The sequence below is a fragment of the Amycolatopsis sp. N2S4-7 genome, from assembly GCF_058119595.1.
Genome location: NZ_CP172299.1, coordinates 4,725,726 through 4,741,195, shown reverse-complemented (window position 1 = coordinate 4,741,195; position 15,470 = coordinate 4,725,726). Strand labels below are relative to the sequence as shown.

The window sequence follows — 15,470 nt, the reverse complement described above, 5'->3', positions numbered from 1 at the left end:
CGCGAAGCTAGCCCTTGACGTCGACGTCAAGGCAACCCGACGGCCGTCGCCGGGCGGCCGGTCGTCGGCTAGGTTGGAGGATCGGGTCGGCGCCGCCCGCGGGGGAGGATCGTGAGTTCGGACGAGGGGCAGGGCAACAGCCGGTTCGGCGAGCAGCTGCGGCAACTGCGGCGACAGGCGGGGATGACGCAGGAGCAACTGGCCGAGCGGGCCACCGTCGGCGTGCGCACGGTCCGCAGGATCGAGAGCGGCGAACTCGCCGGGTCGAGGCCGGGCACGCAGCGGCTGCTGGCCGAGGCGCTGGGGCTCCAGCCGGAGCTGGCCGACGCACTGGTGGCCGGCACCCTCGACGTCCCGGGGTCCGTGCCGCGCGTCCGCGACGTCGCGCCGGACGCCTTGCTGGCGTACGGGACGACCGTGCCCTACCTGCCGAGAGACGTCGACGCGGCATTGGACCGGGCGTTGGCGACGCCGGGGATGGTGGTGCTGGGGTACGACTCGGACGCCGGTGCCCGCCGCACGGCGTACGAGGCGGTGCGCCGGACCCTGCCCGACGCGGCCCTGCTCGTCGAGCCGGATCTGCGCTTCCTGCCCGAAGGCCCGGCGGACGCCGTGGTCTGGCTCGACGACACCTTTTCCCCCGAGAGCCTCGCCGGCGCGGACCTCTCCGCGCTGGGGGCGTGGCTGCGGGGCCCGGGCCGGCGCTGGGGCCTGGCCATCGTCCGCGAAGACGTGCTGCAGTCGAGCGAGAAGCGCCTCCGGGAGTCGCTGAACCCGCGGGTCGTCCACCTGACCGGACAGCTCAGCGACCGGGAACAGCAAGCGCTGCGGGAGCTCTTCCCGTCCGCGGCCGACGTGCGCACCCTCGCCGGTTTCCTGAGCCTCGCGGACGACGGACACCCGATCCGCCCGGGTCCGCGCCACGTCGCCGACTACCAGGCCGACACCGACGAGGGGGCCGATCGGCTCGGCGTCACCACGGACGTGCTCATGCTGGCCGACCTGGTCGCGTCCCGGCTGGTGGAGCCGCCGCTGTCGATCGGGTTGTTCGGGGACTGGGGCTCGGGCAAGAGCTTCTTCATGCGGCTCATGCGCGAACGGATCCGGAGCCTGGCCGTCGCCGCGGGAGAAGCGGAGGCGGCCGCCGGCAGGCGAGGTCGTTCGGTGTCGTCGTACTGCTCGGCGATCCGGCAGGTCACCTTCAACGCCTGGCACTACACGGAGTCGAACCTCTGGGCCAGCCTGGCCGCGCACATCTTCGACAACCTCGCCTCCGGCAGCTCCGAAACCGATCTGCAGCGCCGGGCGGACGACCTGGCCGAGAGCCGGCGAGCCGAGGAATCGCTGCTGGGGCAGCTGAGCGCGGTCCGCATGGAGCGGATGCTGCTGACCGCCCAGCAGGAACAGCGGGCCGCGCGGGGCCGCCGCCCCGGCGCGATGGCCAAGGCGTTGCTCCGCAGCCTGTCCCGTGAGGACAAGGCCTGGATCGCGGCCGAACTGGGCGTGGACGAGCTGACCGTCGAGTCCGTCCAGGTCTTCGCGGACGAAGCCGCCGGTCTGTCCGTCGACCTGAAGGGACTTTGGCAGTGGTTGCGCCGGGACCCCTGGCCGGGCCTGGTCCTGCTCGGGGGCGCCGCGGTGGTGGGCGTGCTGGCCGCCGTCGTGGGCTGGACCGGCTGGACCGGGCTGGCGGGCGCACTGGCCGTGGTCGGCGCGTGCGGGACCGCGGTGGTGCGCGTGCGTGCCGCGGTGGCCCGGATCCGCGCGCTGGTGGGCAAGCTCGACGCGCCCGACCGCAAGGCCGCCGAGACCACGCGCCGGCTGGCGGAACTGGACGGGGAGGCGGAACGCCTGGAGCAGGCGATCGCCGAACTGGCTCCCGGCAACCACATCGCCGCGTTCGTCGACGCGCGCCGCGGGAGCCAGGACTACCGGCGGCACCTGGGCGTGATCTCGCTGCTGCGCCGGGACCTCGAGACCTTCGCGGCGATGCTGGCGCGGGACCGGGAACTGCCCGGCGGCGGGGCCGGGATCGAGCGCATCGTGCTCTACATCGACGACCTCGACCGCTGTGCGCCGAAGGTCGTCATCCAGGTCCTCGAGGCCATCCACCTGATGCTGGCGCTCCCGGTCTTCACGGTCGTCGTCGGCGTCGACGCCCGCTGGCTCGCCCGCGCGATCCGCCAGCACTACGCGGACATGCTCGAAGGCACCCTCGACCGGGACGCCGACGGTGAGCTGCTCGCCGCCCAGTACCTGGAGAAGATCTTCCAGATCCCGCTCGTGGTGCGGCCCATGGGCGACGAAGGCTTCGTGGACTTCATCCGCGCTCTCGCCTCGAAAGGGGAGGCCGAGGACGGCGGGCCGCCGGATCGCGGCGACCCCGGGGAGCCGGCGGAACCGCCCGGGGAGCACCGCGTCGAAGGCACGCGGTCGGTAGCCCCGGCCCCGGCGCCAGGCGCCCGGCCGGCGTCCGGGCCGCCACCGCTGGACCTGCTGCCCGGACGGCTGGCCGTCTCGTCGGCCGAGTTCGCGTTCATGGCCACGCTCGGCCCGCTCGTCCCGACGCCCCGGGCGGCCAAACGCCTGGTCAACCTGTACCGGCTGCTCCGCGCGCGGTTCCAGGGACCGGCACTCGACGAGTTCGTCGACGAGGGCTCCCCCGAACCGCCGCACCGGGCCGTGTTGCTCCTGCTCGCCGTCATGGTGGGTGATCCCCGCGCGGCCGAGAGGCTGTTCGGCGCGCTGGCCGAGGCGGCTCCCGACCGCACCCTGCCGGACCTGCTCGACGGGTGCGGCGACCCGCTCCTGCGTGACCGGCTGACCGCCGTCCGCGCCGCCGCCACCGGACTCGCGCCCCCCGAACTCGCCGGCTCCTACCAGCGTTGGCTGCCCCTGGTCCGGCGGTTCTCCTTCCCGACCGCCTGACCCGCTCAGCCCGCCGTTTCCGTCCAGGTCACCGGCAGCTCGTGGACGCCGTAGATGTTCATGTCGGTCCGCAGCTTCACCTCGCCGGCGGGGACGGCGAGTGCGAGGTCCGGGAACCGGCGCAGCAGGCCCTCGAACCCGGCGCGCATCTCGACGCGGGCCAGCTGCTGGCCGAGGCACTGGTGGACGCCGTGGCCGAAGGACAGCAGGCCGCGGGCGTTGCGGTGGAGGTCGAGGGTGTCCGGGTTCTCGAAGCGGCGGGGGTCGCGGTTGGCGGCCAGCAGCGAGACGACCACCGTCGAGCCGCGGGGGATCGTCTCCCCGCCGAGTTCGAGGTCCTCCGTGGCGTAGCGGAAGAAGATGTCGGCGACGGACAGGTACCGCAGGAGCTCCTCGACGGCGGCGGGCAGCAGCGCCGGGTCGGCGCGCAGCTCGGCCAGCTGCGCCGGGTGCTCCAGCAGCGCGAAGGTGCCCAGCGAAAGCATGTTGGCCGTGGTCTCGTGCCCCGCGAGCAGCAGCAGGAAGGCGGCGCCGGTCAGCTCCTCGATGGTCAGGTCTTCGTGGCCGGCCAGGTCCGACAGGATGTCTTCGCCCGGTTCGGCGCGCTTGCGCGTGACCAGTTCGGACAGGTAGGTGTTCAGCGCGATGTACGCGCCCATCTTCTGCTCCAGGGTCTGGTCCCGGACCATGAACTGGGCGGAGTCGGCCTGGAAGGACTCCCGGTCCGCGTAGGGGACGCCGAGCAGTTCGCAGATCACCAGCGAGGGCACCGGCAGCGCGAACTCCCGGACCAGGTCGACCGGCGGGGTCAGCTTCGCCAGGTGGTCCAGCTGCCGCTCGACGACGTCGGCGATGTGCTCTTCGAGCTGCTTCATCCGCTTGACGGTGAAGGCGCCGGTGAGCCGCTTGCGCAGCCGGCTGTGGTCCGGCGGGTCCATGGCGATGAACATGCCGGGCAGCTGCGGGGACGGCTCGGTGGCGGCGGGCATGCCGGGCGTCTCGTACGGCACGTGGACGACGTCGAGGTCCAGCCGCGAGCTGAACCGGGTGTCGGCCATCATCTGACGGACCTCGTCGTAGCCGGTGACCAGCCAGCCCTCGTGACCGTCGGGGAAGACCAGGGGACTGACCGGGCGCGCCGCGCGCAGCCGGGTGATCCCGCTCGGCGGGTCGAAGGGGCCGGCGTCGCGCTCCATCGGGAGACCGTGCGGGGTGTCGACCGTCTGGCTCATCGGGAGTCCTCTCGTGGTGGGGGGCGTGCCGCCACGTTCGCCGAAGGGCCTGACACGGCCCTGACACGGCTCGGACACGGGAGGTCCTGATCACCCGTGGCAGACTGGGCCGGGTGCAGATCGGGATGCTGGGTCCATTCGAGGTTCGCGCGGACGACGGCGTTCTCGCCGACGTGCCGGGAGCGCGGCTGCGCGGGCTGCTGATCGCCCTCGCGCTCGAACCGGGTCACGTGGTCCCGAAGACGGCGCTCGTCGACTGGATCTGGGGTGAGCGGCCGCCCGCCGACGCGACCAACGCGTTGCAGCGCCTGGTTTCCCGGCTGCGGAAGGTCCTGCCGGACGGCTCGGTCGACGGCCTGCCGACCGGCTACCGGCTCGCGGTGGCCCCCGACGCCGTCGACGCCGTGCGGTTCGAACGCCTCGTCGCCCAGGCCGGCGGCGACCGGCGGCGGCTGCGCGAAGCCCTCGCGTTGTGGCGCGGGGCCGCCATGCAGGACGTCGGCCTGACGGAGAGCGACGCGTTCGACGCGGCGGTCGTCCGGCTGGAGGGCCTCCGGCTGGCCGCCCTCGAAGACCGCTTCGACGCGGAGACCGATTTCGGCCAGGGCGAGGTCACCGAGCTGACCGACCTGGTGGCCGCGCACCCGGTCCGCGAACGGCTGGTCGCCGCGCTGATGCGCGCGCTCGCCGCGACCGGTCGCGAGAACGAAGCCCTGCGCGTCTACGAGCGCACCCGCGAAACCCTGGCCGACGAGCTGGGCGTCGACCCTTCGCCGGAGCTGTCCGAACTGCACGTCGCGCTGCTGCGGGGCGAGCTGGGCCGGCGGGAGGAGCCCCGGAAGACCAACCTGCGGGCCGAGCTGACCAGCTACGTCGGCAAGGAGGCCGACGTCGCCGCGGTCCGCGAGCTCGTCGACGGCCACCGGCTCACCACCCTGGTCGGGCCGGGCGGCTCGGGGAAGACCCGGCTGGCCACCGAAACCGCGCGCGCGATGCTCGGCGACGTGCCGGACGGCGCCTGGCTGGTCGAGCTCGCGCCCATCGGCGCGGACGGAGACGTCGCCCAGGCGACGCTCGCCGCGCTGAAGCTGCGGGACGCCCTGCTCGGCGACGCGCCCGACGCGTCGCCGGCCGACCGGGTCGTCGCCGCGCTCCGCGAGCGGGACCTGGTGCTGGTCCTGGACAACTGCGAGCACGTGATCGAGTCCGCGGCGACCTTCGCCCACCGGGTGCTCGGCGAGTGCCGCCGGTTGCGGATCCTCGCGACGAGCCGCGAGCCGCTCGGCATCACGGGTGAAGCCCTGTGGCCGGTCGCCCCGCTCGTCATGCCCGCCGAGGACGCCGACCCGGCCGAGATCGAGTCCGCGCCCGCCGTCCGGCTGCTGCGGGACCGGGCCGGTGCTGTGCGCGGGGACCTCGGGACGGACGCCGCGACGCGGTCGACCCTGGCGCGGGTCTGCCGGGCGCTGGACGGGATGCCGCTGGCGATCGAGCTCGCCGCGGCCCGGCTGCGCACGATGTCGCTCGAGCAGCTCGCCACCCGGCTCGACAACCGGTTCCGCCTGCTGACCGGCGGCAGCCGGACCGCACTGCCGCGGCACCGGACGCTGCGCGCGGTGATCGACTGGAGCTGGGAACTGCTCAGCGACGCCGAACGCCTGGTCCTGTGCCGGCTTTCGGTGTTCTCCGGCGGCGCGACCCTGGAAGCGGCCGAGCGGGTCTGCGCCGGCGACACGGTCGAGGAGCTGCTGACCGCCCTGACCGAAAAGTCGCTGCTGGTGGTCACCGAAGGCGACCGGGCCCCGCGCTACCGGATGCTCGGCACCATCAAGGAATACGCCGAGCAGCGGCTCGCGGAGGCCGGCGAGGCGGATTCGGCGCGCCGGGCGCACCTGGAGTACTTCACCGAACTCGCCGAGACCGCCGAGCCGCACCTCCGCCGGGCCGGACAGCTGGACCGGCTCGCCGCGCTCGAGGCCGAGCACGACAACATCGCCGCCGCGATGCGCGGGGCGCTGGCGGCGGGCGAGGCGCCGGGGGCGATGCGGCTCGCGGCCGCCGCCGGCTGGTACTGGTGGCTCGGCGGGCACAAGGCGGAGGGCAACGAGCTGCTCATGGCGGCCACCGCCGTGCCCGGCGAGGTGCCGGACCGGATCCGGGCCACCGTGTACGCGTTCGTCACGGGCTTCCTGACCGCCGGCCGGGAGAGCGACCAGCACCAGGCGGCCGAGTGGATCCACCAGGTGTACGAGATCGGCCGGCGCCTCGAGCACCCCCACCCGGCGGTGTCGCTGGTCGCCGCCCTGGAACAGATGCTGCGCGCCCCGGATGCGTTCCTGACCGCGTGGGAACCGCTGATCGCCGACGAGGACCCCTGGGTCCGCGCCCTCGCCCGGCTGCAGCTCGGCAAGACGCGGATCCAGCTCGGCCGGGACGGCCAGGACGCCGATTCGTACCTCGAAACGGCTCTCGCCGAGTTCCGCGCGCTCGGCGAACGGTGGGGGACTTCGTTCGCCCTGACCGAGCTGGCGGACCTCATGGCCATGCGAGGCGGCTTCGCCGGTGCGTGCGAGCACTACGAACAGGCGATCGCGGTGGTCACCGAGGTCGGCTCGGTCGAGGACGCCGTGCGGATGCGCTCGCGGCAGGCCCAGCTCTACTGGCTGGCGGGTGACGAGCAGGCGAGCGCGGCCGCCATCGCGCAGGCGCAGGAAAGCGCGGAACGGGTCGCCTGGCCGGGCGCGCTGACCGAGCTGGCCCTGGCGAAGGCGGAGCTGGCCCGCTGGACCGGCGATGCCGAGCAGGCCCGCCGTCAGCTCGGCGTCGCGACCGCCATGCTGGGCAACGCCGCCGAGCGGGCCCAGGTCCGCGCGACGACCGAGGACCTCCTCGGCTACCTCGCCGAGGATCTCGCCGAGGCCCGCAGGCACCGGGCCGAGGCCTTCCGGGCGGCGTCCGAGGTGGGACACGCACCCCTGGTCGCGCAGGTGCTCGTCGGGATCGCGGACCTGGCGTTGCGCCGCGAACAGTACGAGCAGGCCGCGCGGCTGCTCGCGGCGAGCGCCGGCGTGCGCGGCCTGCCGGACCTGTCCCGGCCGGACGTGTCCCGGATCGAGCGGGACGCGCGGAATCGCCTCGGTGACACGAAGTTCACCGAGGCGACTCAGGAGGGGGCGCAGGCGGACTGGAGCGACCTGGCCGCCGTCACGCTCGCTTCTTGAACGTCGAGTTCGCCCACAGGTACCCGGCGACGGCGATGCCGACGCACCAGGCGATCGCGGCCATCGCGTAGCCGGTCGAGGGCGTGCCGTTGAGCAACCCGCGCACGGTTTCGATGATCGGCGTGAAGGGCTGGTACTCCGCGAACTGCCGCAGGCCCGGCCCCATCTTCTCCGCCGGGGCGATCGCGCTGCTGAAGAACGGCAGCATGACCAGCGGCACGGAAGCCATGCCCGCCGTTTCCGGGGACTTCGCGAACAGGCCCAGCGCGACCGTGAGCCAGCCGGCCGCGACGGCGAGCAGCACGACGATCCCCAGCACGCCGAGCCAGTCCAGGAAGCCCGCCGACGGGCTGAAGCCCAGCAGGAAGGCCACCCCGACGAGGGCCGCGATGGCGATCAGGTTGGTCAGCACGCCGGCGACGACGTGCCCGGTCAGGACCGCGCCGCGGGAGACGTCCATGACCTTGAACCGGTTGATGATGCCCTTCGTCATGTCGGAGTTCACCGCCGTGGCGGTGGCCCCCAGCCCGTAGCAGACGGCCAGCAGCATCAGGCCCGGTGTCGCGTAGTCGACGTAATCGACTCCGACGTCGAAGGCGTCTCCCAGCATGTACACGAACATCAGCATGATCACGATCGGCATCAGGACCGCGTTGAAGACGGACGTCGGGTTCCGGGCGATGTGCTTGAAGTTGCGCCGCAGCATGACTGTCGAGTGGGACTTGCTCATTACGCTGCCACCTCCGTGGTGTGGCCCGTGAGGGCGAGGAAAACGTCGTCGAGGTCGGGGGTGTGGACGGAGAAGCCTTCGGCGCTGATCGCGTACTCGTCGAGCCGGTCCAGCAGCGTCCGCAGGGACTTGGTGCCGCCGTCGCCGGGCACCCGCAGGGTCAGCGCGTCGTCGTCCCGGGTGGACTCGGTGAGGATCCGCGCGGCCGCGTCGAGCTCGGCGACGGTCGCGAACCGGAGCCGGACGTGGGTACCGGGGATCTGGCGCTTGAGCTCGTCGGGCGTGCCCTGGGCGACCAGGTGACCCCGGTCGAGCACCGCGACCCGGTCGGCGAGCTGGTCGGCTTCCTCGAGGTACTGGGTGGTGAGGAAGATGGTCACGCCGTCGGCCACCAGTTCGCGGATGATCGTCCACATCGTGCGGCGGCTGCGCGGGTCCAGGCCCGTGGTCGGCTCGTCGAGGAAGATGATCCGCGGGTTGCCGACGAGCGTCATCGCCAGGTCGAGCTTGCGGCGCATGCCCCCGGAGTAGGTCGATGCGGGCTTGCGCGCCGACTCGACCAGGTCGAACCGCTCCAGCAGCCCGCCGACGACCCGCTTGCCCTCCTGGGCGGACACCGGGCTGAGGTCCACCATCAGCTGCAGGTTCTCCTGCCCGGTGAGCAGCTCGTCGACCGCCGCGAACTGCCCGGTGACCCCGATGGCCGAGCGCACCGCCTTGGCCTCGGCCGCGACGTCGTGCCCGGCGACGCGGACCGTGCCGCCGTCGGCCTTCGCCAGGGTGGTCAGGACGTTCACCGTCGTGGTCTTGCCGGCACCGTTCGGGCCGAGGAGGGAGAAGACGGTCCCCGCCCGGACGTCCAGGTCGATGCCGTCGAGGACGACTTTGTCTTGGTAGGCCTTCCGGAGCCCGGAAGCCGTGATCGCCAGTTCTGTCATGCGCTCACTGTGTGCGGCGGGCCTGACGCCCACCTGACACGCCCCTGACACGGCTGTCAGGCGAAAGTGCGGCGGTACGCCGAGGGGGAGGTCTTCATGGCGCGGGTGAAGTGGTGCCGGAAGGTCACCGGGCTGTCGATGCCGACGGCCGCGCCGATCTCCTCGATCGACAGCGCGCCCTGCTCGGCGGCCGCCACGAACTGGGCCTGGCCGCCCTCCCGGTGCGGCGGCCCGACCAGCTGCCGCGCCACGGCGTTGGCGAGCCGGGCCCCGTGGTCCTGGCGCACCAGGTGCAGGCACAGGTCGAGCCCGGCGGCGTTGCCCGCGCCGGTGAGAACGTCTTCGCCGTCCACGTAGAGGACGTTCCGGTTCACCCGGACCTTCGGGTAGCGCTCCTGCCGCAGCTCGGCGTACTGCCAGTGGGTGGTCGCCTCGCGGCCGTCCAGCAGCCCGGCCGCGCCGGCGCGAACGCGCCCGTGCAGATCGAGACGACCCGGCTCCGGCTCCCGCTCGACCGAGCAAACCCGCAGGTCGTACGCGGTGACGGCCGGCGGCTGTCCGAAGACCTCGGCACCTCCCCGTGGACCGCCTCGATGTGGTTGGCGTACCACAGCTTCAGCTCCGTGCCCGCCCGGAGCACCGTGTCGTTCAGGGAAAAACCGGCCCCCGCGCGGGCGAGCAGCAGGCGGCGGCTGGTCCAGCCGGGCCGAGCTCGAAGGGAGCCATGCCGTCGAAGGCCGGCACCGAGACGACGTGCCGGCTACCGGGCGACTGACCGAAGAGGATCGGTGACGGCGGCACCGATTTCGATATGCCTGCGATATGCCGCGCCTCGTAGGATCGAACAGGTGCGTGTGCTGATCGTCGAGGACGAACCCTATCTGGCGGAAGGCATCCGGGACGGGCTTCGCCTCGAGGCGATCGCCGCCGACATCGCCGGGGACGGGGACACCGCTCTGGAACTGCTCAGCGTCAACGCCTACGACCTCGCCGTCCTCGACCGGGACATTCCCGGGCCGTCCGGGGACGAGGTCGCCGCGCGGATCGTCGCCTCCGGGAGCGGGATGCCGATCCTCATGCTCACCGCCGCCGACCGGCTCGACGACAAGGCGTCCGGGTTCGAGCTCGGGGCCGACGACTACCTCACCAAGCCGTTCGAGCTGCAGGAGCTCGTGCTCAGGCTCCGGGCCCTCGACCGCCGGCGCGCCCACAACCGGCCGCCGGTGCGGGAGATCGCCGGGCTGCGGGTGGATCCGTTCCGCCGCGAGGTCTACCGGGACGGCCGGTACGTCGCCCTGACCAGGAAGCAGTTCGCCGTGCTCGAAGTGCTCGTCGCCGCCGAAGGCGGGGTCGTCAGCGCCGAAGAGCTCCTGGAACGGGCCTGGGACGAGAACGCCGATCCCTTCACCAACGCCGTCCGCATCACCGTCTCCGCCCTGCGCAAACGGCTCGGCGCGCCCTGGCTCATCGCCACCGTGCCCGGCGTCGGCTACCGCATCGGCGCCGGGGGCGACCATGGCTAGGAAGCCCGGCTTGAGCGTCCGCCTCAAACTCACCCTCAGCTACGCCGGTTTCGTCATGCTCACGGGCGCCCTGCTCCTCACGGCGGTGGGGCTGTTCCTCATGCACTACCAGCGGCTGGGCATGGAGACGATGCAGGTGGTGATGGCACCCCCGGGCCGCGTCCTCATCCGCGCGTTCGCCCCGGCCGCGGGCGCGGTGCTGATCTTCCTGCTGGTGTTCGGCCTCGCGGGCGGCTGGGTGCTCGCCGGCCGGATGCTCGCGCCCCTGAACCGCATCACCGAAGCCACCCGCGTGGCCGCGGACGGTTCGCTCTCGCACCGGATCCGGTTACCGGGCCGCCGTGACGAGTTCCGCGAACTCTCCGACGCCTTCGACACCATGCTCGAACAACTCGAATCCCACGTCACCGCCCAGCAGCGGTTCGCGGCCAACGCCTCCCACGAACTGCGCACCCCGCTGGCGGTCACGCAGACGCTCCTCGACGTGGCCCGCAGCGACCGCACCCGCGACACGGGCGAACTCGTCGACCGCCTCCACGCCGTCAACACCCGGGCGATCGACCTCACCGAAGCCCTGCTCCTGCTCAGCCGCGCCGACCAACGGTCCTTCGCCCGCGACGACGTCGACCTGTCCCTCGTCGCGGAAGAAGCCACCGAGACACTTCTTCCCCTGGCGGAAAAACGCGGCGTCACCGTCGAGACGTCCGGCGACGTCGCCCCCACCGTCGGTTCCCCCGCGCTCCTGCTGCAGCTGACGACGAACCTGGTGCACAACGCGATCGTCCACACCCGGCCCGACGAGGGCGCCGTGTGGGTCACGACCGTCGTGCAGCCCGGGACGGTGGTCCTCACCGTCGAGAACACCGGCGAAACGCTGACCCCGCAGTCGGTGTCCAAGCTCGTCGAGCCGTTCCAGCGCGGCACCGAACGCGTCCGCACCGACCACGCGGGGGTCGGCCTCGGCCTGGCCATCGTCAACAGCATCACCCAGGCCCACGACGGAACCCTCACCCTCACCCCGCGAACCGGCGGCGGGCTCGTCGTCGCGGTGCGGCTCCCGGCCGCGTCACCGTCCTCATGAGACGGACCGGCGTCGCACGGCGACGGCAGTGAGCACGTGCCGGGCCAGGACGACGTCCGCGTCGGGGGCGCCGGCCGCCGACGCGCGGGCCGACATCGCCGCGATCCGCCCGGGATCGGTGAGCACCGGGATCAGGGTGGCCTCGATCCAGGCCGGGCTGAGGACGCTGTCGTCGACGAGCAGCGCCCCGCCGGCCGCGACGACCGGCCCGGCGTTCAGCCGCTGCTCACCGCCGCGCCGCGGCAGCGGGACGTACGCGGCCGGCAGCCCGACGGCGGCGAGTTCGGCGCATGTCATCGCCCCCGAGCGGCAGAGCACGAAGTCGGCCGCGGCGTAGGCGTACTGCATCTCCTCGACGTAGGGGACGACGACGTAGGGCGGGTCGCCGTCCGGCACCTCGACCACGTGCCGCGGCCCGGTGATGTGCAGGACCTGCACCCCGGCCGCCCGCAACTCCGCGGCCGCGCCGGAGACAGCGGCGTTGAGGGCCAGGGCGCCCTGTGAACCGCCGGTGACCAGCAGGACCGGCCCGTCGGGCCGAAGGCCGAACCGACGCCGGGCCGTACCGCGCAGGGCGAGCCGGTCGAGCCCGGTGATCGCGGGCCGCAGCGGGATGCCGATGGCCGTGGCGTGGGGCAGCCGGACGCCCGGCGCCGCGGTGAACACGTGCGCCGTCATCCGGGCCGCCAGCCGGTTGGCCACGCCGGGCCGGGCGTTCGCCTCGTGCACCACGATCGGCACGCCCTGCCGGCGGGCCGCGAGGTAGGCCGGCCCGGCCACGTAACCGCCGAAGCCCACGACGACGTCGGCCCGCACGCGGTCGAGCACCGCCCCGGCCGCCAGCACCGCGTCGCGCAGCCGGCCCGGCGTTCGCAGCAGGGCACGGTCCAGGCTGCGCGGCAGCGGCGCCGGCGGGATGAGTTCGAGCGGGTAGCCGCGGGCGGGGACGAGCGTGGTGTCCAGGCCGCGGACGGTGCCGAGAGCGGTGATCTCCGCCGCGGGCTCCAGCCGGCGCAGCGCGTCGGCGAAGTTCAGCATCGGCTCGATGTGCCCGGCCGAATGGCCGCCGGCCACGACGACACGCGGCGCCGTCACTTCGTCGCGATCGGTCATGTGATGGGGAAGTCGAAGTACGTGTCCGGGTAGGGCTCGTCCTCCAGCGTGTAGTGCCACCACTCGCGCTCGTACGGGCGGAACCCGCAGGCCTCCATGAGGGAGCGGAGGTGCCGCCGGTTCCTCGCCGCGGCCTGGGTGATGCCGCTCGCGTCGTGGTGGGAGAGCGCGTCCATCAGGTCGTGGCCCCCGCCCATGGCCGCGAGTTCACCGGTTTCCAGGTGGTAGAGCGTCAGGTCGACGGTGCTGCCCCGGCTGTGCCCCGACTTGGCGGCCACGTAGCCCTTCGCGAACATCTCGGCCCGGCCGATGTTCGGGTAGTGCCGCCGCTTCGTCCGGCCGTCCTCCGGCCGCCGCGACCAGCGCAGGAAGCAGTCCACAGCACGCTGCGGGCGGTAGCCGTCCCACAGGAGCAGGCCGAAGCCGAGGGACTCGGCCTTTTCCCGCGCACCGTCCAGCGCCGCGCACAGGGCCCTGGTGCCGGCGACCCGGTTCACCAGGTAGCCGTCCACCGGTTTGCCGGTGAAGTTGTCCCAGGTGGCGTACTTGGCGTCCCAGCGGATCCCGGGGACGAGCTCGTCCACGAAGGCGAAGTCGTCGTTCACCGGGGTTCTCCGGTCAGGGCCAGGGAAACCATCCGGTCGATCACCTCGCCGAGCGACAACCCCGCGGCGGCCATCATCCTCGGGTAGCGGCTGTACGACGTCAGGCCGGGCAGGGTGTTGACCTCGTTGAGGACCACCGTCCCGTCCTCCTTCAGGAAGAAGTCCACTCGCGACAGTCCGCGGCAACCCAGCGCGCGGTAGACGGCCTTCGCCGTCTCCTGGACGAGCGCGCGCGACTCCTCCGGGATGTCCGCGGGCACGATGAACGTCGAGTTTTCGGAGCCGCTCTCGGGGTTGCTCTCCTGGTGGATCTTGAAGAAGCCGTGGGAGAGCGCGACCCGGTCGAGCTCGCCGACGACCAGGTCCGGATCGTTCCCCAGGACCGAACACCCGATCTCGCTGCCCGCCACGGCTTCTTCGACCAGCACCTTCGAGTCGTACTGCCGCGCTGTCTCCACCGCACCCGGCAGCTCCTCCTTGCCGGAGACCTTGCTGACGCCGAACGAGGACCCCGACCGGGCCGGCTTGACGAAGACGGGATAGGTGAGCTCGTCGGGGTCGATCTTGTCGTCCGCCGCGACGATCCGGAAGTCCGGTGTCGCGATGCCCGCGCTCCTGGTGACGAGGTAGGTGAGGGCCTTGTCCATGCACAGGGCGGAACCCGGGACGTCACAACCGGCGTAGGGGATGCCGGATAATTCCAGTAAACCCTGCACCGTCCCGTCTTCGCCGAGCCGGCCGTGCAGCACGGGCAGCACGACGTCGAGGCGGATCGTCCGGTATTTTCCCTGCTCCAGGACGAGCAGTCCGTGGACGCCGGGGTCCGGTGACAGCACGACCGGGAGGCAGTCGCCGTTCTCCCAGTCCGCGCCGGGGCCGTCGCAGAGCTGCCAGGCGCCGCTGCGGGTGATCCCGATCCAGAACGGCTCGAACTTTTCGGTGTCGAGGTGGTTCGCGACCTCCTGGGCCGACTTGACGGAGACGGGGTGTTCTTCGGTGGCGCCCCCGAAGATGATTCCGACCTTCAACTTATCCATGCCGCGTCCTGCTTTCAAAGGTCAGGCAGTTGATGAGACAGTTTTCGACGGTGTCGCTCAGTGCGTGGTCCGTGTAGTAGGCGGTGTGCGGGCTGATCAGCACGTTCGGCAGGCTTTGCAGCCGCACCAGCGGTTCGCTCCCGAGGGGCCGGTTCCGGCAGTCGGCGTAGAAGACCCCTTCCTCACCTTCGACGACATCCAGCGCGGCGCCGCCCAACCGGCCGCTTTCCAAGGCCGGGATGAGGGCCTCGGTGTCGATGAGCGAACCGCGTCCGGTGTTGACGACGAACGCGCCGCGTTTCAGGTGCGCGATGGTCTTGTGGTTCAGGAGGTGGTGGGTGTCCGCGTTGAGGGGCGTGTGCAGGGTGACGATGTCGCTCAGCTGCAGCAGTTCGTCGAGGGGAACGTAATCGGCCGAACTCTGGGGACGGCTGTCGTAGGCCAGGACGCGGGAACCGAAGCCGCGCAACCGGTCCATGACCGCGGTACCGATGCGTCCGGTGCCGATCACGCCGACGGTCAGGTCGCGGAGCTCTTTCCCGCGTACGTCGTGCAATCGGTAGTCGTAGACGTCCGCACGCCGGATGGTGGATTTCGCGTTCCGCACCGCCATCAGCATCAGCATCAGCGTGTAGTCGGCCACGCTGTCCGGCGAATAGGCGACCCCTTCGACGGCGATGCCGACACTCTCCGCACAGGCGACATCGATGTGGTCGTACCCGACGCTCCTGGTGGAGATGTACTCGACGCCGATCTGGCTGAGCGCGAGAAGAGTGGCGTCGGTGATTCGCGCTTTGTGCCCGACGCTGATGCAGCGGTTTCCGGAAGCCAGTTCAACGGTGCCCTCGGAGACGGCGGCCTCGGTGATGGTCGGAACAACGCCACAGCGAGGCCCCATCTCCCGGAACAAGGCCGCCTCGTCCGGCGCGCATCCGTAAACGGTGATCCCCATGACCGGGTCGCTGTAGGTCATACGCCCCAGTCAAGACGGCGTGGTGTTGCTGCCCCGTATGCGCTTTCGGATACGTGGGCAATATGCCACCGGCGAGTACCTGGCATACT

At 72.1% G+C, this 15,470-nt stretch carries 12 protein-coding genes; 4 read left to right on the top strand and 8 right to left on the bottom strand.

Annotated features, from left to right (window positions below):
• Positions 1-111: 111 nt before the first annotated feature.
• Positions 112-2,928, top strand: a complete 2,817-nt coding sequence (locus tag ACH54P_RS22095; protein WP_489915648.1) for a P-loop NTPase fold protein — start codon at positions 112-114, stop codon at positions 2,926-2,928.
• Between the two features lie 5 nt (positions 2,929-2,933).
• On the opposite strand, the gene ACH54P_RS22090 is transcribed toward ACH54P_RS22095, so the two are convergent.
• Complete coding sequence (locus tag ACH54P_RS22090; protein WP_489915646.1) at positions 2,934-4,160, bottom strand: cytochrome P450; 1,227 nt, start codon at positions 4,158-4,160, stop codon at positions 2,934-2,936.
• Positions 4,161-4,273: 113 nt separating this feature from the next.
• Here ACH54P_RS22090 and ACH54P_RS22085 point away from each other — a divergent pair, with 113 nt between their 5' ends.
• Positions 4,274-7,381, top strand: coding sequence for an AfsR/SARP family transcriptional regulator (locus tag ACH54P_RS22085; protein WP_489915644.1), 3,108 nt, complete (start codon positions 4,274-4,276; stop codon positions 7,379-7,381).
• Here ACH54P_RS22085 and ACH54P_RS22080 read toward each other — a convergent pair.
• Genes ACH54P_RS22080 through ACH54P_RS22070 form a run of 3 tightly spaced genes read right to left on the bottom strand, consistent with a single transcriptional unit; the run spans position 7,365 to position 9,660 of the window.
• Positions 7,365-8,111 carry an ABC transporter permease gene (locus ACH54P_RS22080; protein ID WP_489915642.1) on the bottom strand — a complete coding sequence of 249 codons (747 nt, stop codon included), beginning with the start codon at positions 8,109-8,111 and terminating at the stop codon, positions 7,365-7,367. The genes ACH54P_RS22085 and ACH54P_RS22080 overlap by 17 nt on opposite strands.
• Positions 8,111-9,049 (bottom strand): ATP-binding cassette domain-containing protein, encoded by a 939-nt coding sequence (locus ACH54P_RS22075; protein ID WP_489915640.1) that lies wholly within the window; start codon positions 9,047-9,049, stop codon positions 8,111-8,113. Before ACH54P_RS22075 ends, ACH54P_RS22080 begins: the two co-directional genes overlap by 1 nt.
• 56 nt (positions 9,050-9,105) lie before the next feature.
• Complete coding sequence (locus ACH54P_RS22070; protein WP_489915638.1) at positions 9,106-9,660, bottom strand: hypothetical protein; 555 nt, start codon at positions 9,658-9,660, stop codon at positions 9,106-9,108.
• Positions 9,661-9,897: 237 nt separating this feature from the next.
• On the opposite strand from ACH54P_RS22070, the gene ACH54P_RS22065 reads away from it, so the two are divergent.
• Together ACH54P_RS22065 and ACH54P_RS22060 are read left to right on the top strand one after the other, a co-directional pair.
• On the top strand, positions 9,898-10,572 hold the full coding sequence (locus ACH54P_RS22065; RefSeq protein WP_489915636.1) for a response regulator transcription factor: 675 nt from the start codon (positions 9,898-9,900) through the stop codon (positions 10,570-10,572).
• On the top strand, positions 10,565-11,653 hold the full coding sequence (locus ACH54P_RS22060) for a sensor histidine kinase (protein ID WP_489915634.1): 1,089 nt from the start codon (positions 10,565-10,567) through the stop codon (positions 11,651-11,653). The genes ACH54P_RS22065 and ACH54P_RS22060 overlap by 8 nt, the downstream gene beginning before the upstream one ends.
• Here ACH54P_RS22060 and ACH54P_RS22055 read toward each other — a convergent pair.
• Genes ACH54P_RS22055 through ACH54P_RS22040 form a run of 4 tightly spaced genes read right to left on the bottom strand, consistent with a single transcriptional unit; the run spans position 11,648 to position 15,381 of the window.
• Positions 11,648-12,766 (bottom strand): UDP-N-acetylglucosamine--N-acetylmuramyl-(pentapeptide) pyrophosphoryl-undecaprenol N-acetylglucosamine transferase, encoded by a 1,119-nt coding sequence (locus ACH54P_RS22055; protein WP_489915632.1) that lies wholly within the window; start codon positions 12,764-12,766, stop codon positions 11,648-11,650. The genes ACH54P_RS22060 and ACH54P_RS22055 overlap by 6 nt on opposite strands.
• A complete protein-coding gene (gene vanX, locus ACH54P_RS22050; RefSeq protein WP_489915630.1) occupies positions 12,763-13,371 on the bottom strand; it encodes a D-Ala-D-Ala dipeptidase VanX in 609 nt (202 codons plus the stop codon). Before vanX ends, ACH54P_RS22055 begins: the two co-directional genes overlap by 4 nt.
• Positions 13,368-14,408, bottom strand: a complete 1,041-nt coding sequence (gene vanA, locus ACH54P_RS22045) for a D-alanine--(R)-lactate ligase (RefSeq protein ID WP_489915628.1) — start codon at positions 14,406-14,408, stop codon at positions 13,368-13,370. The genes vanX and vanA overlap by 4 nt, the downstream gene beginning before the upstream one ends.
• A complete protein-coding gene (locus ACH54P_RS22040; RefSeq protein WP_489915626.1) occupies positions 14,401-15,381 on the bottom strand; it encodes a D-isomer specific 2-hydroxyacid dehydrogenase family protein in 981 nt (326 codons plus the stop codon). Before ACH54P_RS22040 ends, vanA begins: the two co-directional genes overlap by 8 nt.
• Positions 15,382-15,470 lie beyond the last annotated feature (89 nt).

Excerpts from the sequence above, each read along its gene's own strand:
- ACH54P_RS22090 (WP_489915646.1), bottom strand. The coding sequence starts at position 4,160 with ATGAGCCAGACGGTCGACACCCCGCACGGTCTCCCGATGGAGCGCGAC.
- ACH54P_RS22080 (WP_489915642.1), bottom strand. The coding sequence starts at position 8,111 with ATGAGCAAGTCCCACTCGACAGTCATGCTGCGGCGCAACTTCAAGCAC.
- ACH54P_RS22075 (WP_489915640.1), bottom strand. The coding sequence starts at position 9,049 with ATGACAGAACTGGCGATCACGGCTTCCGGGCTCCGGAAGGCCTACCAA.
- ACH54P_RS22060 (WP_489915634.1), top strand. The coding sequence starts at position 10,565 with ATGGCTAGGAAGCCCGGCTTGAGCGTCCGCCTCAAACTCACCCTCAGC.
- ACH54P_RS22055 (WP_489915632.1), bottom strand. The coding sequence starts at position 12,766 with ATGACCGATCGCGACGAAGTGACGGCGCCGCGTGTCGTCGTGGCCGGC.
- vanA (WP_489915628.1), bottom strand. The coding sequence starts at position 14,408 with ATGGATAAGTTGAAGGTCGGAATCATCTTCGGGGGCGCCACCGAAGAA.
- ACH54P_RS22040 (WP_489915626.1), bottom strand. The coding sequence starts at position 15,381 with ATGACCTACAGCGACCCGGTCATGGGGATCACCGTTTACGGATGCGCG.